This is a genomic window from Pseudomonas anguilliseptica, from assembly GCF_021375795.1.
In the GTDB taxonomy this organism is placed as follows: domain Bacteria; phylum Pseudomonadota; class Gammaproteobacteria; order Pseudomonadales; family Pseudomonadaceae; genus Aquipseudomonas; species Aquipseudomonas anguilliseptica_A.
This window is the reverse complement of sequence record NZ_JAEIOI010000009.1, coordinates 1-20,777: the sequence shown is the minus strand read 5'-3', so window position 1 is coordinate 20,777 and position 20,777 is coordinate 1. Positions and strand designations below refer to the sequence as shown.

Genomic DNA, 20,777 nt, shown 5'->3' with positions numbered 1-20,777 from the left:
AAATAACGAAAACTGATATAGATGCCTGAGTGCGAAATGCAACTGGATAAATATCTTGCTAGGATCGTGTATTAACTCGATGGTTAAATTTTACCTTTTTGATCGACAAATAGCCGGATTAGTCATTTCAAAGCTTAGTAAATTCCCGCCATTGATAACGCATGTATAATCTTTGCCATCCCGCGCCCTCAAGGCCACATAAGTATCGGTTCCGTTAATGCGCTTATCCATAATCTGAAGCTCACTCACTGGATACCCTAATCCACCCGCTGACATTGACAAAATGTCACTGTCACTGAGTATATTTGTGCTCGCTGCAATTGAAGAGCAACCAACCATTATTTTTGCAACCGCTATAGTAGTCACTATCATAAAAAATGAACGCACAACTTAGTCTCCATAAAATGACAAAAATGACATAGCAGTCTTCTCAGGAGACTCCACCATAGGCAAGTGACCTGTATTCTTAATTATTTCAATTTTTGCATGTGGAATTGCTTTTTTTAGAGCCAAAGAACCGGTCCAATGTAAAATCCTATCTCTCTCGCCCCAAGATATAAGCACTGGACCAGTGTAAGATGCGAGGATTTTATCCAGCGGCAGTTCTGGGTGTGGCGTTCCACCCTTCATTCTATGTATCTGATTGAATGCTTTCTCATTCACATCAATGTTTAACTCAGACTCAGCAGCCAAATGATCGAGGATCGGAGAAGGGATATATGGAGGGCTAACAAATAAGTAACCCATTAACTCTGCGAACTCTCTTCCGGTTCTCGGTAAAACAACTGGATGCAGGCCCTTTTGGGTAAGCTCAAACATTTCGCTCAGTTCAGAATCTTTAACGCCAAATGGACTAATTAGCCATAGGCTCTGAACATTTTCCGGGTATTTTGCAGCGAAATTACCTGCAATATACCCGCCCATTGAGCTACCTGCCATATTAAAGTTATCTATATTTAACGCATCAACTATCGACCTGAGTCTTTCAACCTGGGTGCGAACGTCATAATCTATATCAGGGCTCTTTGTGCTATTGCCAAATCCTGGCAAATCGATCGCTACCACATCAAAGTTTTGTACAAGGTATCTCGAAATTCGATTCCAGTTATCTTTGTTTGCTCCAAAACCATGCAGCAAAATTAAAGGGTGGCCACTTCCTCCGCGAAGATACTCAACTTCCAATCCATCGACTTCTAGTTTTTTTAGTTCAAGCCCGGCATAGACGCGCTCAACCCCAACAAAGTAGCTATATAGCTTTGAGTCTGGGGTAATCAGATAGGCAAGAATTGCGACTACTACAATTACCGAAGCTGAGACTAGTATATTTTTTATCATTTCACCTCCCGGCCCCAAGATAAAAATCCAAGCATCAGATATGAGTGCTGACCGGTTGATAGATCTTATTGCCCCTCAGGATAGAAAAGGCACACAATACCGGATATTCATCAAGCACAATTGTGCTTGTATCTTTCCAACGCTTTTTCATCTGGCAGGGGTTGAGTCAGCACAAAATAGGGTTTCGCCAGATTGGGATTGAAGACATACGCATAATGTGAAACTTTATTTGTAGAGTGTATTGAATATTTACCGTACTTCTTATCCAGCTCGACATTGAGCCTACTCAATTCATCGCGATTTAGAGATGGGAAAACCTGGGCAATACCCACAACCTTCCAATTCCCTGTCGTATCAAGTTGCAATGTAAATTGTGTTTGCACACCTGCAGGCTCAAGCGCTTTTCCGATCATGCTTCTAGGCGAGCAAGCTTTATTCACTGCAGGCAACATCATAAGTATTCTATTATCAAATCTACCCTGTAAAAGTGGCATAGCCAACTCTGCCGGGTACCTTGGGTAGGCAGCATCTAATTTCCGTTTCTGGCGCGGGGATAATTGACGCCCAAATGACTCGACAGGTTCGTACCTGAATGCTTTAACCGCATTTATTGAATCCCCCAGGCAAACCCTCTCTACACATGGACGAGCTTGGGCATCGAACGGGAAAAGCACAAGAGTCATTAACGCGGCGCAATATGAAACTGCATAAGTTCTCAAATTACCAGCCCTCCATAAGCCCTTTAAGTTCATTTATGGTTCGCCTTACCTCATATACGGTAGATTTGGCTTCGCGAGCAGTCTGTGTAATATCTTGTACTGTTTCCACAGTATCCCGGACGGTTATGCCAGCATCAGGATTATTTGATGATCCTGCACTTTCTTCATTTAGCCTCGACTGCTGACTTTGCTCAGGCAGAGGCGCATGGTTACCAAACTGGCCGCTATTGCTGGCACAACCACCCAGAACAAGTTGAACGCTAAAGATAAAGGCAAAAGCATACTTTTTCATTTTAAAACTCCTTTTCTGACAATGTTAAGCCCGAAGAAATAACTTCCATTTAGAAGATATTTCTTGTGCTATATTTATGTTTGGCTGGGTGCTAAATCGGCCTGACCTAGGCGTAGAGAATCAGTAATTAATATTTCGCGCAATAATAAAAATACGAAAATCTTTGCCTTTACTTCCGTGGCGCTCTGCAGAAATGATCTCTAAATCAGCTTTTTTCATGGCATCCTGTAACTGCGCAGCAGTGAAACACAAAACAGGTGGAGCTTTTCCTAAAACTCGCATCAGCGGCAAGGCAATTTTTGGTATAAGGGGGTTCATCTCATTCAGGCAGGGTGTCTTGGAGATTAGTAAGCCACCTGGTTTCAGAGCCTTGACTACCGATTTAAGCGTCTGAGATAAACTCGACACTAAATGCAGCATGTTAAATGCTAAGACAACATCGTAAGCATTATCTTCTGATAAAGATCCATCAGCATCTGCCAGATTGAAATCTAGTTGTGGCGCCGGGTGGCTAGCGAGTTTCTCCCGAGCGATGGCAATCATCTGTTTGGATATATCTGTGGCCACCAATCGTCGCGTGGCAGGAGCCAATCGCAGTGCGGTTGATCCTGTGCCACAACCGATCTCCAGCACCTCATACTCCGTTGACAGCGTTTCTTTTACGCGCTGCAGCGTCCTTTCATAACCGCCCAGGTCAGCAATAGGATCACTCGCATATTTGCGTGCAACTCGATTCCAGAAGCGTGCTTTGTTGGCCATGGCAGCAGAGGTTGTATCTTCAGAACCTCGGTCGCTGGGAGAGATGAGAGGTGAATACATGGGCGTGCATCCTTTGCATGGATATATAGCGAAACCCGACAACAGGGTTGATACTATCCCGGCTAATCACCCGACGGTATTGAGATAAATTGCAGAGAACATATGCATTTACGCATGGATAAGGTCGACTGGAATCAGCTACGAGCTTTTCTGGAGACAGCAGAAGCCGGCTCGTTGTCGGCAGCAGCGCGCAAACTCGGGCAGACGCAATCCACTCTCAGCCGTCAGGTCGCCGCGCTTGAACAGAGCCTAGGAGTGACGCTCTTCGAGCGGGTAGGCAAAGCCATGGTGCTGACGTCAACGGGCAGTGAGCTATTGGTGCATGCACGTCTGATGGGGGCTGCGGCGAGAGACCTGGGGCTCTCTGCTAAAGGTCGCTCGGAATCTCTAGAGGGCGTTGTTTCGGTATCGGCTTGTGACGGGATTGCATCCTACCTGCTCCCCAAAATCTTGCTTCGGCTCCGTAAGTTCGCGCCTGGAATATTTGTGGATGTTGTTCCAACGGATGGCCTCAGTGACTTGCTTCGTCGTGAGGCAGACATTGCCATCCGCCATGTTTCGCCTACGGAACCTGAGCTAATTGGCCGATTGGTTCGCAATGCATCTGGATATTTTTATGCTTCAGAGAGTTGGGTGCGCGAAAATGGCCATCCACGCACGGCTGCTGATATCGCACAACATGATTTTATTGGCGCAGACCGATCCGGAAATTATCTGGCCTTCCTGCAAGCTCATGGTCTGCCAGTAACAGCCGCTAATTTCCGCTGTTTTGCAGATAACACCGCGACTCATTGGGAAATGGTACGCCACGGTTTTGGAATAGGTGCTCAGATTGAGGATATCGCTAATGACACCGCAGGTGTTGTCCGTGTGCTTGAGGACGTGCCACCAGTTCCATTTCCGATCTGGCTGGTTACCCACAGGGAGTTACGCACAGCTCGATGCATACGTATAGTTTTTGATCTGCTTTGTGATGCTCTTACACGCTGATGCTGAAACTATATCCGCCAGCATTAATTTTCATCGGATTTTGGCTGGCCTGACAGCCACCATGAAGAAATTACCTGCTGGTCTTAGAAAAGTGTGTGTCTTATAAAACTGTCGCAAAAATTTAAAATGTCACCAAGCCTTCATGCTCCCTGAAACAATGCGCCAATCATCACCAAACCGATACCAGACACGTATATATCGGATCTTTTGATTTTTAGTAACCCCGTCTATGACGAATGCAACATTCATGAGAGTGGATACGACAGCAGCGTATTCAAAACACTGACTCCACCGATTAATCACATTCATCTTGGTTATAGAAAAGTTTGGCGACTTGTGCAAGTTTAAATCATCCACTTTACTGACTAGCGTTCCATCGAGGGCTGTAAACGACAGGGAATTGTCGAGAAGTAGAGATAGCTCATCGGTATCTCCTTTGAGTTGAGCTATTCTCAAGCGCTCTTCGACTTTGCTAATATCTAATTCATTACTCATCTATATGCTCGTCATGTGATGCTAAACGATCCTAGGGCGATTTGAATAAATATATAAATCAAGCCAGTGCTAAACTTGGCATGCTAGAAGCAAGTAAAACATCATAGAAATCTCCTTTTCTGAGAGTTTGTTAGCGCCTATCAATCTGAATTGCAGTTGTGGTACAAAAGAACTGGTTAGCCTTGCGCATTGCGCTAATCATCTACTCGAATAAATCAGTAGAAAACAGTCGTCACATTCCCGTGATCAAACACCAGGCTTTGGTGTTTTTGCCGCAACCTATTCTAGGAGTTTATACGCATTAAAGCCGTGGGCAGATTACACCGCTCGCTCATAGAAGATCAGGTCTACAACACTTTGGCTGGCATACTTGAACAGGTCTTTTTCATATGCGCTAATTTAGTTTTAAGGAAGTAAATATTTATTGTCTGCATGATCACTTTGATGATGTCGATTGAGTATGCCGAACACCTGCCTTAAGTTGATCAGAGACGTAAGCCAGCAATGCAGCTGATGGTATCTCTACGAAAAACAATTTGGCATTGCTATTTTTGTAGATAACTTATGCATTTACGTATCAATAATATCTATTTCGTAAACGCATCCGACCGTCTGCTTCTGGCCGATAGCTGCCCCTGAGTGTGGACAGGTTTCGTCTTCAATCAACGAACCTATGTCCACGCAGGACAACACTGTCTGCCTTGACGTTCACTCGATCTTTGTTATGCAAAAATAATTGATTTCCCTATTGCGATAGCTTTTGCTCATTGAGCATGCTGGTTATGTACGAGCTCGTTCGTACGTATAAGAAAGAAGAATCAGCATGAACACAGAGACCCAAAATGCATACCGCTCACTAGCCAGCCACTTCTACGCCACCCGTTTGCCTGACATCCCGGTCAGTGAGCTAAATGAGTTCAGTATCGTTGGTGCTTTATTGCGGGCTGCGCCTGAATATCGGCCCGACTATTTCAGGCGATTGCGAAATGCACTCGCGCTGGATCAGAAACTCCGGAATCACTTCTGGATTGCCCAGGAAATCAATCGGACACTCAACCCTGTTACCGTTTTGGGCTTGCCTCGCCCACGCAAGCAGGCTCGGCGGCAGAGAATTTCTGATGAAGAGTTTGGGCGCTGGGTCAATGAGCTGTTAGCGAAGGAGCAGGTGGTTGAGGCAGGGGCCCTTTTGTTGATCAGTATGACTGGCGCGCGCCCTTGTGAACTCAGTGGCATCAGCGTCAATGGCAATCGCATAGTGATTCCTGGTGCGAAACACAGCCATGGCGGTTTGCGTGGTGCTAACCGAGTGCTTGAAGCCAGTGAGGATTTCTGCAGGCTGATGAGCAATGCTCTTGAGGCTTTCCATTCTCAGGGCAGGAGCTTGGACTCAATCCGCATAGCGATCCGTCGCGTGGCTCTTGAGACCTTTCCTCGTACAAAGGTGCCGAGTATGTACACGTTGCGCCACCAGTTTGGATCAAACCTCAAGGCATCGGGACTGTCGCGGGTCGAAATTGCTTATGTGATGGGGCATCAAGCGACGGACTCAATTGCACGATACGGCGATAAACGATTTGGCCGCGCTGAGGCTGTCCAGGTCAAGCCTGCGTGCGAAGCAGACTTATCGCGAGTTCGAACAACACATGCTGCATACGCTCGATCTCGTTCGAAGGCCTTGCGTATTGATTGCTGATTGTCGAGCTCACCGGGCGTCGACCTTCAGTAGGTCCCCCCAGCGGGTGGTATAGGCGGGAGAGAGCAACTCTCGCCGCATGCTCCATTCGACTGTTTTGGCAAGGCGTCCCGGCTGCAGCGTCCCACGTCCCCAGCGTCCGTTAATGGCATCCAGCGTACTCATCAGGCGTTCCGTTTTGAGAGGCTGCTCAGGGGCAAATAGGTCAGGCGTGTATTCATCCCGACCGCACAGATCCAAGAGCAGTACCTGTGCTTTTGCGTAGCTGAATCCATCCCGGTATAGCCGGCTGATACCTTCACGAGCTGCAGCAATAATCAGGCGAGTATCGTCGGTCGGATAGGGCAGTTGGCAAAGCAGGCCGTTGGCGTATTTGGCCTCACTCGGGTTGAACATACCGGTGCGTAGGCTGACGCGAATCTGCCGGCATAGAGAGCCCTGCATGCGCAGTTTTTCAGCGGCTCGGGTGGCGTAAGCGGTCACGGCTTCCTGAATCGGTTCGATGGCCTTTAAGCGCTTACCAAAAGAGCGGCTGCAGCAGATTTCCTGTTTAGCTGGGGCTGCCTCTTCCAACGCTAAACAGGCAGTGCCACGTAGTTCGCGCGCCGTTTTCTCAATGACCACGTTGAAGCGCTTTCGCAGTTCCCACGCGTCGTGAGTCGCCAAATCCCAGGCGGTTTTGATGCCCAGGGCATTGAGGTGAACCTGCATGCGTCTACCAACGCCCCAGACCTCCTCTACGGGCATGACCTTAAGCAGCTTGTCGCGGCGCACAGGGTCACGTAGGTCGACCACGCCACCGGTTTGTTTTTGCCAGCGCTTGGCTGCATGGTTAGCCAGCTTGCTCAAGGTTTTTGTGTGGGCGACGCCAATACCGACCGGAATACTGGTCTTCAGTTTGACCTCGTATTGCAGTGAACGAGCCAATGACTCCAGTGGTTCCGGCATACCACTCAGCTCTGCAAAAGCTTCATCGATGCTGTACACCTCCATTGCAGGCAGACGCGCCTCGATGATGCTCATGACGCGTTCGCTCATATCACCATAGAGGGCATAGTTGCTGCTGAAAGCCACGATGCCATGGCGCTTGAGGTCGTCTCTGATCTCATGGAAGAGGGCGCCCATTTTTACGAACGGCTTGGCCTCAGCAGAGCGGGCAATCACGCAACCGTCGTTGTTGCTGAGCACCACGATGGGTGTGCGCTGCAAGTCAGGCCTAAACACACGCTCACAGTTTGCGTAGAAGCTGTTGCAGTCGATCAGAGCAAATACAGGCTCAGGCATGGGCGCGGTGATCTCGAAGGCTATGGGTCACGACCCCCCAGATCCTCAACTCGTCGTCTTCCAGAACGTAGCGGGGTGGGTAGTCCGGATGTTCGGACTGCAGAACATAGCCGCCATGACTCTTTCCCAAGCGTTTGACGAATATCTCCCCGTTTAGGTAAGCCGCGACAATGTCGCGAGGTTTGGACTCCCGGGCCCGGCTGACAACGAGGTAGTCGCCATCAAAGATCCCGGCTCCGATCATGCTATCGCCGCTGACCTTAAGCACGTATGTGTGCGGCGCATTGATGTCCAGCAGCTCATCCAAAGAGAGCTTGTGCTCCATGTGATCCAGCGCAGGACTTGGGAAGCCCGCAGGGATGTGGACGTCGAAAAACGGCAGGTGAGTATCGGTTGGCCTTACTGCGTAGAGGATCTGGGCATTGCTCATAACGGTTAACCAGATTGCTGTATTTATATACAGTAATCTGTGAGGCCTGGATCTAACAAGCAGCGTCTGTCGGGACAGCGCTGGATATGTCCGAATTCTTTACAGGCGAAAAGTTTACGCGTCGCCTCATCTGGCGATCCGGCCTATGGTCGACCCATCACAACTGAGGAGCGTTCACCATGATCATCATGCTGAGTTCGATGAGTGAGTATTTGACCGTGCTGGCCACAGGGCTGGTGATGGTCGGGTTGGCAAGGCTGGCCTACGGCGGCCGTGCAGTCTGATCGATTTGATCTCGACTGGATCGCCAGGTCTTACAGGCGGTAGGTGTCGACCTTCCACCATGTGGGTAGCAAGTCCCTGATCTTGGCCTGGCCGAAGCGATCATCCAGCATATACACCACACCCCGGTCATCGACCGTGCGGATCACCCGGCCTGCGGCCTGCACCACTTTCTGCAGGCCGGGGTAGAGGTAGGCGTAGTCGTAGCCATTGGCCTCGCCGAACATCTGCTGCATACGCGCTTTGACTTCTTCATTGACCTCGTTGACCTGGGGCAGACCCAGGGTGGCGATAAAGGCGCCGATCAGGCGCTTGCCCGGCAGGTCGATCCCCTCACCAAACGCCCCACCCAGCACCGCAAAGCCGATGCCCTCGGAATGTAGGGTGAAATTGTCGAGAAAGGCCTGGCGTTCACCTTCGCTCATGCTGCGGGTCTGCACGCTGGTGGGAATATCCGGGTGCAGCGATTTGAACAGGTCCTGCACCTGCTGCAGATACGCATAGCTGCTGAAAAACGCCAGGTAGTTGCCGGGCTCGCGGCGGTATTGCTCGGCCATTAACCGACAGATCGGTGCCAGGCTGGAGTCGCGGTGCTGGTAACGGGTGGAGAGGTTGCGCAGCACCCGTACGCTCAGTTGCTCGGCGGCAAAAGGCGAGGCCACATCGATCCATTGGGCCTCCTCCGGTAAACCCAGCAGGTCGCGGTAATAGTTGGCCGGGCGCAGGGTGGCGGAGAACAGCGTGGTGGTGTGCGCATCACTGAAACGGTCGGCCAGGAAGGGCGCCGGCACCACATTGCGCAGGCATAGGGTGGTATCCAGGCTGAGCATGTTGTCCTGCTGGCGGGTGATATCAAACAGCGAGTGTGGCCCGTAGACCTCACTCAAGCGGCAGAACAGCATGGCATCCAGGTAGAACTGCAGCAGGCTGCGCTCATGGCCATCGGGTTGTTCGCTGAGGTGATCGGTAATGGCGGTGACGGCTTTCTGTAGCGCGGCGACAAACAGGTCCGGCACGCTGGGATGTATCTGGTAATCCTGCTCTTGCACCCGATTGAGCTGCTCCCAGTGCCGGCCAACCCGTTGCAGGGCGCTGCGAATGCTCGCCGGGGCGCTGTTGCACAGGGCATGAAACAGCTCCTGATCCAGCTCGGCGGTGTACATGCTGCGCGCGCGGTCGACCAGGTTGTGTGCCTCATCCACCAGCACTGCGATGCGCCATTCGTTGAGCAGGGTCAGGCCGTAGAGCAGGGCGTTCATGTCGAAGTAGTAGTTGTAGTCCCCCACCACCACATCGGCCCAACGGCAGAGCTCCTGGCTCAGGTAGTAGGGGCAGATCTGGTGTTCCAGGGCGATGCGTCGCACCTGCGCCTGCGGCAGCCAGGCCTGTTCCAGCGCTGCCAACCGTGCCGCCGGCAGGCGGTCATAAAAGCCCTTGGCCAGCGGGCAGGACTGACCGTGGCAGCTTTTATCCGGATGCTCGCAGGCTTTGTCGCGGGCCACATGCTCCAGTACCCGCAGCGGAATCGGTTGATCGGTTTTACGCAGGCTGTGTAGGGCATCCAGAGCCAGGCGCCGCCCTGGGGTTTTCGCGGTGAGAAAGAACAGACGATCCAGTTGCTGCCCCGGCATGGCCTTGAGCTGCGGGAACAGGGTGCCCAGGGTTTTGCCAATACCGGTGGTGGCCTGAGCCATCAGCGTATGCCCATCACGTGCACTGCGATAAACCGCCTCGGCCAGTTGGCGTTGGCCATGGCGAAAGGTTGGGTAGGGGAAGCGGATGCTCTGCAGATGCTCGTCACGCTTGATGCGGTGCGCTTCCTCCTGCTCGGCCCAACGCAGAAACAGTTGGCACTGCTGATTGAAAAAGTCTTCCAGTTCAGCGGCTGTGAAGTGTTCACTAAAGGTATGCTCTGCGTGGCTCATCACGTCGAAATACACCACGGCTAGCTCCAACTCTTCCAGCTCAAGCTGCTGGCAGAGCAACCAGCCATAGACCTTGACCTGCGCCCAGTGCAGCAACCGGTGATTGGCCGGGATGCGGCTGATATCGCCGCGGTGGGTTTTGATCTCCTCCAGGCGACGTTCCTGCGGGTCGTAGCCGTCGGCCCGGCCGCTGACCAGCAGGCCCGGGTAGCTGCCGCTCAGAGGCAACTCGGCGATATAGCCATCACCCCGTCGACCGACCACGGTCTGATGCCCGGCCATGCCTTCCTGCGCGGTGGGCGAGGGTGTGAAGCGCAGATCCAGGTCACCCTCCTTGGCGGTGAACTCGCACAGTGCCCGCACCGCAACTCGGTAGCTCATGCCTCGGCCCAGCGTACGTAGCAGACTTCAACGGCAATACCGTGCTCAGCCGCGAAAGTGAGCCAGCGTTTCTGGTTGTCCTGCAGGCGGTCGCCGGGGCCTTTGACCTCGATCATCCGGTAGCGCCGTTCCTGCGGATAAAACTGGATCAGATCGGGCATGCCGGCGCGGTTGGTTTTCAGATCTCGCAGCAGGCGGGTAAAACAGGCGTGCAGGTGTGCAGCGGGAATGCACTGCAGGGCCAGTTCCAGGCGCTCCTCATCGAGCATGCCCCAGAACACGAACGGTGACTGTAGGCCGAACTTTTCCTGATGCCGAGCCTTGATCAGTTGTCTGTAGTTGGGTTGTTCAAGCTGCTGCAGACAGCGTTCGAACAGGTGTTGGCGACGCGCATAAAAGTCCGGGCTGTGCAGGTCCACCGGGCCACTGTGGAATGGGTGAAAAAACGCCCCCGGCAACGGTGCGAAGATCGCCTCCCAGCACAGCAAGCCGAACAGGCTGCAGATAAGGGTGTTTTCCACGTAATGCACCGGGGCATCATCCTGCTGCAGATGATCACGCACAGCGATTTCCACGCAGCCATGTACCGGCATCGGCAATACCAGGTCGATACGGGGTTCGCCCACTGCCTTGGGCTTTTTCACCATCGGCAGGCCGAGCTTGCGGCGCAGGCGGGTGAGGGTCCGTTCCAGGCGCTGACTTTCCTCATCACTGCTCGGGGCCTGGCTAAAGGCCAGGGCCTTATCATGGGCCTCGCTGTCGCGCCCCAGTTGTTCCAGCACGCGAATCTGCCGCCAGCGGGCTTCGCCATGGGCGCTGTGCTGATAGAGCGCCAGGGCCTGATCCAGTGCGCCGCCTTTCTCCAAGTGCTGAGCGATCTGAAACAGCAGGCGCGACTGGCGGCTGCACAGGTAAGGGTTGCTTGAATTGAACGCCAGTAACGGCGGCACAATGTCCGCCAGATCCGCACCTTGCTCAACGCTGACGCGCAACTGGCGCAGGTGCAGGTAATCCTCCAGATCCTGGCGACACTGAAAGCCGCGTGACTGCGGGCCTATGTCCACCGATTCGTAGCGGTAGATGCCCAGATCCGCCAGCACGAACTCGGACCAGTCCTGGGCCAGATTGCCGAAGAACATCAGGCGCAGACGGTCACACAGATCACCCACCATCAGGCTCAGCAACTGATCATCCAGCCTAGGGCACCAGTCCCTGAAGGGCTGGGCAGGTAACTCCGTGCTGCGAAGTTGTTCGAGCAGCTCGGCCTTTTTCTGTGAGGCGCGGCGGTCGGTGACTGGCAGATGGGCCAGCAGCTCGTCCTTGCGCAGCAGCTCGGCAATCTCATCAACTGTCAGCAGCGCCTGCTCGGTGACCCAGCCCTGTTCAAGCAGTGGACCGGCTGCCGTCAAGCAGTCGCCGATTTCCGGATAGACGAGCTTGCTCAGGCGGAAGTGACAGCCTTTGCGCATGATCATGCGCACCAGCAAGGCTTGTGATGGCCAGGCCAGAGTGTCGAAAGCGTCGAGAAAGACGCGCTCTTCATCCGACAGCAGGTCGGCATAGCGCTCACCTACCCAGGCGAGTGCCGTACGGAAATTGCTGAGGTAGTAGAGTTCAGAGCCTAGCGGGGCGGACATGGTAGTGATCACTGTATTCTTGTACAGGATTGTCCGTGTTGCTGAGCGGAGGATCAACTGGTGCAGAAGCGCACGGTATAAGCAGGCGAAAGCGGCCAACTCCAGCCCGATGTTACTGGCAACTCCCGGCCGATTCTGTTGAAAAAGTAGGTTTAGCGGCAGCCGGCCGGTCGAATGTGCCTGCTGTCGAAGTGGCTGGAAGCCACTTCAAGTTGCCTTTCGGCGTTTCACTGAGCTTTTTTGCCCAGGTCTGAGTGCAGAAGGTGCTCAGTTCAACGATTCGAGGCCAAAAATCACAAGGCCCAAATCCGAATCAACGCGTACCCCATATCCACATTGACGGATTCCCGTCCCTCCACCCATTCATCATTACGTAGACGTTTACCGGTATTGGTTTCCTGTTCGCCTTTCGCAATCACCAGCACGAATATGCGAGATGGAGCGTCGACGGAGGAAAGCCTTTCGATATCGGCACGTACTGACCAATCACCTTCCAAGCACTTGGCTTGCGATCCGTCGCCCAGGCATTTGACCTCAGCCACCATAGTCGTCTTACCGCTTTCATCCTGCGAGTAAAGGTCTGCTTTGCGGCCTTCACCTAGGGGTAGGTCAGTCCAGATATCGACTTCGTTCTTAAACCAGGCATGAAGGCTGATTTCAGCCTGTATCCAGTGCTCCCGGCAGCTGTTTAGCTGCAGCACCTGCTCAAGTTTCTTGTCCATCGCGCGAAAGGCTTGCTCGAACAAGGTGATCCATTGTGCTGTGTCCATTGTGTTCTCCTGGTGTTTGTTAATTCGAATCCTGATCCCGGCGACCATCTATCAGCTGTCAGGCGCTTGCTCATGAAGCTCTAGAGCCGCCCGTATTCTTTGCTGGATCTCGTCTCGCAGTCCTAGGGGTTGTTGCACCTGAATTGATCCCGCGTGGGACAATATCCACCACTTCAGCTCCCAGCTGTCATTCACCGTCGCGGTTAGTCGTGAGCCTTCATCTTCTGCGACCAGCAGCATGTCGTGGGATATGGGCGCCTCTTGCAGCAGGCGCGCGAGTCCTGCGCTGATCCAGGCTTCGAGCTTGATCTTCTCGTGGGTACCAAACTGCATGGCGCCACTATTGACATAGTCTCGCAGGTCAAACCCTTCCGGTTTGAAGCATTGAGTGGGTAATCCACGTGCCTCTTCGAAACGATGAACAACGAATTGACGGATGTCGTCGAAGGGTTCGACGCTGGCTATGAGGTAAGTGGTATGGGCTCGCTGTACCAGGCCCAGTGGGTTAAGGGTGAAGTTGTGAAATTGATTCTTGTGGGCTGAGTAGTAGCGGCAGCTGAGCTGGGTATCGTTCATCAGCGCTTGCTGAATCACGTCGAGAAGATCGGCGTTGATTTCTGGGGGGATTTGCGTGAGTTCCGGTTGCACGCTGGCCACCTTGTCCAGCCAGCGGGCCGAAGGATTTTCTTCGCTCATGGCTTCCAGCTTTTGCCTGGCCAGGTTGAAACGCGGCTCAAGCGTTTTCAGCATAAAAGCCGGTATCAAGGGGCGAATGCTGCCTTCCACCAGCCGCAAGGTAAGGGCCTCGCCAAGTGTGATGCCAGGAAGCTCGGCGCTTTTTCCGGGCATCCAGTGCCAACCGTAGGGCATGCCTTTGTTATTGCATTGCAGGGGAAAAAGCCTGGATAGCTCAACAAGGTCACGCTCAATGGTGCGCTTTGTGGTTTCGTGCCCTGCGTCACCGAGTAGGCGTTGTAACTCAAGCGTTGTGATCCCCGGGCTCTTGGGTGGCAGCAGCTTGAGCAGTTCCCATTGTCGGGTCAGTGTGCTGCGGCTGGTGGCTGATGGCACAGCGGGCATCCTTGTCTGGAAGTGTCTAATTGGCATCATGCCCAGCCCCGGTACTCCAAGCAACTGCATCATAGGGATGCCCTGACACCAACAAATCAGCAGCAGGTTCAGCAACCTCAAGGCTGCCGAACCCTCCAGGATTTACCACTCGGCAAAGCCAATGGCTCTCATAGTGCCGGCGCTTTTCAGGCTGCTCTCAGCCAGCAGCGCATCAATCACGTGATTGGCGTCCGTGAAGGGGTTGAAGCGAGCACGCCTGGCCACCAGTGCAAAATCACCCGGTGTAAGGCAACTTTGTCTGAGTAGCCGGGCGAGCTTTAGGCTGTCCGGTTTCTTCAAGCCCATCTGGCGTAGATGCTGGCGGAGTAGTTGAGTGATTTGCTCCGCAGTGAGGTAGCCAAAACTAATCTTCAAGTCGAAGCGCCGCAGTGCCGCTTCGTCGAGGTTTTCCATCAGGTTGGTGGAGGCGATAAAGAGGCCGCGGTAGCTTTCCATCTGTGTCAGCATTTCGTTTACCGCACTGATCTCCCAGCTATGCCGAGCGTTGCGCCGGTCCTGCAGAAAGCTATCCACCTCATCGAGCAGCAGAATCGCATCATCGTCGTTGGCCTGCTCAAATGCCCGGGCGAAGTTTTGCTCGGTCATTCCCACATAAGGTGAAATCAAGTCGGATGCGCGGCGGGTCAACAGTGGCTTGCCGAGTTGCTGCGCCAGCCAATGACCAAACGCGGTCTTGCCTGTACCGGGAGGGCCGTAAAAGCACAGGCGCGCTTCGCCATAATTACGCAGCCCGCTCAAGAGCTGATCGAGTGGCATATCGGTATTGGCCAGTTCAGGGCTGTAAAACGTAGGCAAGGCATGCATGCGGCCCTGGCCGAGACGCGGAAAGCCCTGGGCTTGCAGCGTGGCATTGACCAGGAACTCAACAGTGGTGTCCAGGTTGGCCGCGTTTGTCTGATCCTGAATACTCGCCACGCTCATCGCCCGTGTGATGACGGCAGGCATCAACTGCTCGTGGTCCGCCAGCTTGTCGATCAAGGGCTGGCTGAGCTGATTGTGGCTGGCGCTGCGAATGATGTTCTCACGCTGCCGCCGCGGTGGGTTTTCCAGCCTGAGAACAAGGTCGAAGCGCCGAATATAGGCATTGTCCAGCGCATGAATGTTATTGGTGAGCCAAAAGCAGGGGATGGGGTTCTCCTCCAGCATGCGATTGATCCAGCCCTTCTGCCGCTCCTGGCCGGCCAGCATGGCCAGCTCGCTGCTGCCACTGAACAGATCTTCAATCTCATCCAGCACCAGCAGCGTCTTTTGCTGGCCGAGTACGCACATCGCTGAGCGAAGGGCGCACAGCCGTCCGCGCCGATCAATCGGATCGCCATTGTTATCCGTGCAGGCTATCTCATAGAGCTCGGCGTATAGTTCGTTCGCCAGCATGCGGGTGAGCTGGCTCTTGCCTGTACCGGGCGGGCCGTAGATCAGAATGTTCACCCCCATCTTCTTTCCCTCCAGTACCTGTTGCAGATAGGGGCGGGCGATATTCAGGGGCGCACTGAGGTGGATAAAGTCGTCAGCACACAACAAGCTATCAGGGGCCGGACGAAAGGCGCTCTGAAAGAGTCCGATGGCACTGCCCTGATGGTGACGCACTGAAAACAGTAGGTCTTTGTTGTTGAAGCCCAGCAAATCAGACACGTGATTTCTCGCACTGCTGCGCAGGTTGGTTTCAATCAAGCCCGACTGCACCAGACGACCCTCTGCCGAAAGCCGCACGCGAATGTCATTCTGCGGGACGTCCAGCAGGATGCTCAGCACCCTAGTGAGGCGGTTAAAGCCGATGTAGCCGAGCTGGTTGCAACAGTCGTCCAGCAGAGTGTCAGTATTCATCAATGAGCAGAAACCGATCAGCTTCTGCTCAATTTCATCCAGGCCAATTAGCTGCGCGAGGTTCTCCAGATTTGCCTGGAGGTTGTCTGGCAGTACGGGGTTAGGGAAGGCTTTGTCGAAAAGCTTGCGCTCCGCACGCAGCGCGGCCAGCGTGCGTTCGTGGAAGCTAGGTTTGCGCGCTTTTTTCGAGGGTCCGGATCTACGGGTGTGAAAGACCGGTACCGGCACGGCGTCTTCGTCATCACTGTCGTCAGCTTCAATCAGCCAGTAGACCCCCAGCTCACGAGCGACATCATCATCACTGAAGCAGCAGTGGTTGATAAAACCACGATGGCCAGAGCAGTCGAGCATCAACTTGAACATCCACGCTATAGCCAGCGGGCATGTATCGTGACTGTGGGGGCCGGATTTGCGAGTAGGCTTTGGCATGACGAGTCCTCCTGTGACTATGGAGGTATTGTGATGGGTCATTGCGACGTAATGTGTCGCATGCTGACTTGGTAGCTTTTTACCCAGCGCGATAAGGCCTCAAATTTCAAGCTCTCCTAAGAGCATCAGCACAGGTAGGGCGTTTTTGTGGCTGGCGGTTGCAGCCAGCTTCAAATCATCAACGTTCGGATTGAGTTCTTCCAGGGCGCAGCCAAGGGCAGAGTAACTCCGCAACGATAAATCCGGACCTGCAAACAGAGAGGCAAAAAGGGTCTTGAAACGGCACTGCTGGAGCGCTTTCCATGGCACTTCTAGGGGATCGTCATAGGTGATGATGTGTATCACCAACTTCCGACTGGCACTGTTTCGTAGGCTATTGACTAGGTCCATCAAATCTATGCCCACAACCCCGTTGTGCATCAGCGCCACGCGAATCATATCGATGGCTTGCTCGGACCAGCTGATGAATTCACACGCATTCAGGGTGTGTGGGCATCTGACCTGATACGTATTCTCCGGCAAGACGCGAGCGCGGTCGGTCTGGTCGAAGTAAAGCGTAGCGAGCGCGCCATTTGCGGGCGGGCGGTAATCGAGCGGCGCATTGATGACAAAATTCAGATCGCTCAACCCTAGGGCGGACACCGGGTACTCCGCAGAGAAGCTGGTCTGCATGGACTCTTTAAGGGTCACAAAGTCCATAACACTTAAACGTGGCCAGTACATCGAATGCTTGATTTCAGGTGTCGACATATCATTCCCCTCGCTCAGCAACTTTCAGGCGAATGATCTTTCGGCTAACCGCCAAGTTGACCAGCCAGCTGATCAGTTGGGCGTAGTTAATGTCCTCCAATGCCGCAATCTGTTTGCGGGCCTCCTCTAGGCTGGCGAGCATCGCGCGCATGGCGTGGGCATCTAGGGTATCAGTGAGTCCCGCCCTAGACATTAAGGTAACGGGCTCAAGCAAGGCGTCGAATGCATCCTGCTGAATCAACAAGCGCGACAGATTGTTTAGCTGCTCCTGCAAATGCTCAGGTGGTTCGGAATGGTTGAGAAAGCCTGCCAGGCTGATGATTCGCCGACCTAAGCGCTTGGTATTCGAGGTTTCCTGCAGCAGTGATTCGAGGTTTTCCTTGATCAGGCTATCCATGGTGCTTCTCCCTTGAGAGTGAGCAGCCATGCTGCGCCTTGCGTGCGACGAAATGTGCCGCACGCATATTTTCCTGCTAGCCATAAACAATGAGTTGAGAGGCTGCTTTCTTGCGCCAAAGCTTTTATGACGGCAGTTTCCCCTAGCGACCTATTTTGTCGTGGAAGGGCTGCATGCTGAGTCAGCATTCTGTTTAGGTCGTGGAGACCAATTAACATGAACGGATTTCAGGGCGACTCAGTGTTTATGACAGTCAGCAGTATTGACTTCAATACCTGCCGTATTTCCCTGCATACGACACTAAAACACGAGCTAGAACCTGAGGTATCTAGCTTGGGGGTTGGCAATGCCTACCTCGTTATTGATGCCCCGTTAGATACTGCTTGCAAGGGGGATGATGCCGGCGATGGGTTGCACCTGGAGTCATATGCGAGGATCAAGCAGCTGGAGGACTCAATCTTTCAGCTTATCTATGTCGAGCTACCCGCAGAGCTGTCATCTGACTCGTGGTTTGAGGCTGTGATGCCCTTTCTCAGGGCGTCCCTCTTAGAGGAGGGTTTGCTGGCTAATGGCTTGGAAAATTTCCTGGCTGTCCTGAGTGCGGCCAGTTCACGTCAATTGCAGTGCGCACTCATTAGCTGTACAGAGCCTTGGGAGGTGCCGGAGGAGGCGTTAAAGGTACTGAAGTTTCGCACCCTGTACGCCAACCTCTTTGGTGGCGAGCATCTCACATTAGGTATGTATGCCGGGCTGCTTGATGCGGTTGAGAGGTGCAATCCAGGTCTGACGACTAGCTGGCTTGATATGAAAATTCACGACAGTGCCCAGCCAATTTTGCTGCTACTCGGTGAGCCAGAAGGTGAGGCCGGGGTATAAGGTCTTGAATCGCCACTATCTGAGTCGTTACACGAAACCTGAAACCAAGCCTCAGTGATACAACCACTCCTGCAACTCATCCAGGTTCACCACCACAATTTGCTGCGCCGTTGCTTTGGCATGCACCTTGGTTGGATCGATCTGATAGCGCTGCAATACGTACTGCACCAATGCGCCGCGTGTTTCGATCACCAGTCGGCCATCCTGCATACCGTAGTCGGTTTCGATAATGGCTTGCTGCTCAGGCTTCAGGCGTGAGTCGGGTTCAATGATGACCTGCACCTGGTTAGTCCAGCCCGGGTCTTGCTCGCGTGTGTTTTCGGTTTTGTCGTCCATCAACTCCGGCACGCCACGAAAGCGGCTTAGCACAAAGTCGCGGTAATCCCGGTTCTTCTCGCAATAGGCGCGCACATGCCAGCGCATGCCGGTGTAAATCAGCGTGTGCGGGGCGATCAGGCGTGTTTCTGCGTCAGGCGTGGTGAACGAAACATACTCACATTCCAGGCGAAGGCCTTCGCGACAGGCGCGTAGAAGAGGGCGCAGTAGTTCCGGGCGTACAGTGCGGTCGGGCACCTGCAGCACCTCGGTATGTGCATAGGCCAATGCCAACCCTTCAACATGCGGGGCGCGGTCATGGTTTTGGTTGAGCAGGTGCAGATAGGCGCTGGCGCTGTCGTCGATAAACAGTGGCTTGAAGTGTTTGCTCGGCACATACCCCTTCAAATGCTTGTCATATTCAAGGTTCTTCGGCGCGTGCTCATTGATGTAGGTGTTGATGTCTTTTGATGCCTGCTGGCGACTGATGCCGAAGCTCTGCATCAGGTGGTTCGTGGTCAGCCGGCCTTCCCACCAGACTACGGTTTCGATCAAGCGGTAACGCAGTGCCAGATCCCAGCGCACCGATTCGATTTCTTGTTTGCGTTTCATGGCCTCTCCACCTGCTCGAAAACTTTACCTGTACAGGTAAACACTCTGGATGTGTCTTCTAAAGCTACATATCTTGAAACTGTCGTTCAAGCTCGCCATTACACAGTGGGCTGGCAATAGGAGAGCTAAACGTGTTTGGAATGGGGTTGTCATGGGTTGTGATGGGCGTTTGCATTTTGCTGTTACTTGGCGCTGGCATTGTCCTGTTTTGGCTGATCCTTAAGCGGCGTGAGACCTTTGCAACCTTGCAATACTCGCAGGCCCAGCTGACGCAATTACAGGTGCGCGTTTATCAGCAGGAGGACGAGATACGTGAGCTGAGTGCTGGCCTACGTGCTGAAAAGGCGCACGTCGAGCAGCTGCAGCGTCAGCTTGAGATTTCTCAGGGGCAGACTAGGCAGATACAACATGACAGCTAATTACTTACAGACAAATCTGAAAGCGGCCGGGTACAACCTAAGGCAATGGATGTTTAATCACAATGGAGCACACCAGGATGAATAAACCAGCATCGGTACAGGCCTTGGAAGAATTGGGTCGTGTAAGGCTCTCCACACACTTTTTTATGCGTGATTTCCTCTACTCGGAAATCAGCCAGATCGAGGGGATTGCCAACATCCCGGACTACCCGGATCGCGCCATCGCAGCGGGGCGTGGGCTCTGTGAGCAGTTGCTGGAGCCGCTGCAGGAGCGCTTTGGGCGGATCGTCATTCGTTCAGCCTACCGAGCGCCAGCCGTCAATGCCAAAGGGGCGGAGAACAGCAACCAATACAGCTGTGCCGCTAACGAGAAAAACTACGCCTCGCACATCTGGGACTATCTGGATGCCGATGGGCACTTAGGCGCGACGGCCTGCATCGTGGTGCCCGCCTTGTTGCCTTGGTATGAAGAGCACAAAGATTGGACGCCACTGGCCTGGTGGATCCACGACCATCTGCCGTACACCAGCCAGTTCTGGTTCCCCAAGCTGGCTGCATTCAATTTGCGCTGGAGTGGCAACCCGAACGCGCTCCCCAGCATCGGTACCTATGTCAATAACCCGCACACTGGCGACAAAAAGGCGTTGGTGAAAGATGGCGTTGCCACGTTAAACCTGGATGAGCGCAGAGCAATCGTACGGCCGTGGTTGGCTAGTCTTGGGTCGGGTGTGGCCTAAAAGTAGGTTAATGGGCTGCTTGCGATCATTCATGACGCGCATTGACTGGGCAGTAAACTGAACATGCTGGCAGAAAAGCATCGCGAATGGCTTTACCCATGCAACTGAATAGGCCCCGGTTTTCTAGAGACCATCCTGCCTCAGAAAATAACGACGTTCGAACTCTATCGGTGACAGCTTCTCAGCGAAACCATGTCGTCGCTTGGGGTTGTAAAACATCTCGATGTAATCGAAT

The 20,777-nt window shown here is 53.4% G+C and carries 21 protein-coding genes; 5 read left to right on the top strand and 16 right to left on the bottom strand.

Annotation, left to right across the window (positions count from 1 at the left end; all coding sequences use genetic code 11):
• Positions 1–390: 390 nt before the first annotated feature.
• The 4 genes from IOD17_RS18860 to IOD17_RS18845 form a co-directional block, all read right to left on the bottom strand.
• On the bottom strand, positions 391–1,335 hold the full coding sequence (locus IOD17_RS18860; protein WP_233686561.1) for an alpha/beta fold hydrolase: 945 nt from the start codon (positions 1,333–1,335) through the stop codon (positions 391–393).
• Positions 1,336–1,445: 110 nt separating this feature from the next.
• Positions 1,446–2,087 carry a hypothetical protein gene (locus IOD17_RS18855; RefSeq protein ID WP_233686560.1) on the bottom strand — a complete coding sequence of 214 codons (642 nt, stop codon included), beginning with the start codon at positions 2,085–2,087 and terminating at the stop codon, positions 1,446–1,448.
• Positions 2,056–2,346, bottom strand: a complete 291-nt coding sequence (locus IOD17_RS18850; protein ID WP_233686559.1) for a sodium/proton-translocating pyrophosphatase — start codon at positions 2,344–2,346, stop codon at positions 2,056–2,058. Before IOD17_RS18850 ends, IOD17_RS18855 begins: the two co-directional genes overlap by 32 nt.
• Positions 2,347–2,466: 120 nt before the next feature.
• Positions 2,467–3,165 (bottom strand): class I SAM-dependent methyltransferase, encoded by a 699-nt coding sequence (locus IOD17_RS18845; RefSeq protein ID WP_233686558.1) that lies wholly within the window; start codon positions 3,163–3,165, stop codon positions 2,467–2,469.
• A 102-nt stretch (positions 3,166–3,267) separates the two neighbouring features.
• On the opposite strand from IOD17_RS18845, the gene IOD17_RS18840 reads away from it, so the two are divergent.
• Positions 3,268–4,155, top strand: a complete 888-nt coding sequence (locus IOD17_RS18840) for a LysR family transcriptional regulator (protein WP_233686557.1) — start codon at positions 3,268–3,270, stop codon at positions 4,153–4,155.
• Positions 4,156–4,284: 129 nt separating this feature from the next.
• On the opposite strand, the gene IOD17_RS18835 is transcribed toward IOD17_RS18840, so the two are convergent.
• On the bottom strand, positions 4,285–4,650 hold the full coding sequence (locus tag IOD17_RS18835) for a nuclear transport factor 2 family protein (protein ID WP_233686556.1): 366 nt from the start codon (positions 4,648–4,650) through the stop codon (positions 4,285–4,287).
• Between the two features lie 823 nt (positions 4,651–5,473).
• Here IOD17_RS18835 and IOD17_RS18830 point away from each other — a divergent pair.
• Positions 5,474–6,343 (top strand): site-specific integrase, encoded by an 870-nt coding sequence (locus IOD17_RS18830; RefSeq protein WP_233686555.1) that lies wholly within the window; start codon positions 5,474–5,476, stop codon positions 6,341–6,343.
• A gap of 9 nt (positions 6,344–6,352) precedes the next feature.
• Here IOD17_RS18830 and umuC read toward each other — a convergent pair whose 3' ends face one another.
• From umuC to IOD17_RS18785, 9 genes are all read right to left on the bottom strand, one after another.
• Positions 6,353–7,627: a translesion error-prone DNA polymerase V subunit UmuC gene (gene umuC / locus IOD17_RS18825; RefSeq protein ID WP_233686554.1), complete on the bottom strand. Its 1,275-nt coding sequence runs from the start codon at positions 7,625–7,627 to the stop codon at positions 6,353–6,355.
• Positions 7,620–8,057: a LexA family protein gene (locus tag IOD17_RS18820; RefSeq protein WP_233686553.1), complete on the bottom strand. Its 438-nt coding sequence runs from the start codon at positions 8,055–8,057 to the stop codon at positions 7,620–7,622. Before IOD17_RS18820 ends, umuC begins: the two co-directional genes overlap by 8 nt.
• 314 nt (positions 8,058–8,371) lie before the next feature.
• Complete coding sequence (locus IOD17_RS18815; protein WP_233686552.1) at positions 8,372–10,645, bottom strand: ATP-dependent DNA helicase; 2,274 nt, start codon at positions 10,643–10,645, stop codon at positions 8,372–8,374.
• Positions 10,642–12,282 (bottom strand): VRR-NUC domain-containing protein, encoded by a 1,641-nt coding sequence (locus tag IOD17_RS18810; RefSeq protein WP_233686551.1) that lies wholly within the window; start codon positions 12,280–12,282, stop codon positions 10,642–10,644. Before IOD17_RS18810 ends, IOD17_RS18815 begins: the two co-directional genes overlap by 4 nt.
• 293 nt (positions 12,283–12,575) lie before the next feature.
• Positions 12,576–13,052, bottom strand: coding sequence for a hypothetical protein (locus tag IOD17_RS18805; protein ID WP_213149983.1), 477 nt, complete (start codon positions 13,050–13,052; stop codon positions 12,576–12,578).
• Positions 13,053–13,103: 51 nt separating this feature from the next.
• Entirely contained in the window at positions 13,104–14,123 is a 1,020-nt protein-coding gene (locus IOD17_RS18800; RefSeq protein ID WP_233686573.1) for a helix-turn-helix transcriptional regulator, read from the bottom strand.
• A 141-nt stretch (positions 14,124–14,264) separates the two neighbouring features.
• Positions 14,265–16,370: an ATP-binding protein gene (locus tag IOD17_RS18795; protein WP_233686550.1), complete on the bottom strand. Its 2,106-nt coding sequence runs from the start codon at positions 16,368–16,370 to the stop codon at positions 14,265–14,267.
• Between the two features lie 165 nt (positions 16,371–16,535).
• The gene (locus tag IOD17_RS18790) at positions 16,536–17,186 is read right to left on the bottom strand and encodes a hypothetical protein (protein WP_106733149.1); all 651 of its coding nucleotides are present in this window, start codon (positions 17,184–17,186) and stop codon (positions 16,536–16,538) included.
• 1 nt (position 17,187) lies between these two features.
• A complete protein-coding gene (locus IOD17_RS18785; RefSeq protein WP_125834042.1) occupies positions 17,188–17,583 on the bottom strand; it encodes a hypothetical protein in 396 nt (131 codons plus the stop codon).
• Positions 17,584–17,799: 216 nt separating this feature from the next.
• Between IOD17_RS18785 and IOD17_RS18780 the strand changes: the two genes are divergently transcribed.
• Complete coding sequence (locus IOD17_RS18780; RefSeq protein ID WP_233686549.1) at positions 17,800–18,459, top strand: hypothetical protein; 660 nt, start codon at positions 17,800–17,802, stop codon at positions 18,457–18,459.
• Positions 18,460–18,510: 51 nt separating this feature from the next.
• Here the strand turns inward: IOD17_RS18780 and IOD17_RS18775 are convergent, their stop codons facing one another.
• Positions 18,511–19,386 (bottom strand): WYL domain-containing protein, encoded by an 876-nt coding sequence (locus IOD17_RS18775; RefSeq protein WP_233686548.1) that lies wholly within the window; start codon positions 19,384–19,386, stop codon positions 18,511–18,513.
• A gap of 140 nt (positions 19,387–19,526) precedes the next feature.
• Here IOD17_RS18775 and IOD17_RS18770 point away from each other — a divergent pair, with 140 nt between their 5' ends.
• Both IOD17_RS18770 and IOD17_RS18765 read left to right on the top strand, forming a co-directional pair.
• On the top strand, positions 19,527–19,805 hold the full coding sequence (locus IOD17_RS18770; RefSeq protein ID WP_233686547.1) for a hypothetical protein: 279 nt from the start codon (positions 19,527–19,529) through the stop codon (positions 19,803–19,805).
• Between the two features lie 77 nt (positions 19,806–19,882).
• Positions 19,883–20,542, top strand: coding sequence for a peptidase M15 (locus IOD17_RS18765; protein WP_233686546.1), 660 nt, complete (start codon positions 19,883–19,885; stop codon positions 20,540–20,542).
• Between the two features lie 123 nt (positions 20,543–20,665).
• On the opposite strand, the gene IOD17_RS18760 is transcribed toward IOD17_RS18765, so the two are convergent.
• The coding region (locus IOD17_RS18760; RefSeq protein ID WP_233686017.1) for an IS3 family transposase at positions 20,666–20,777 on the bottom strand (112 nt) is incomplete at its 5' end.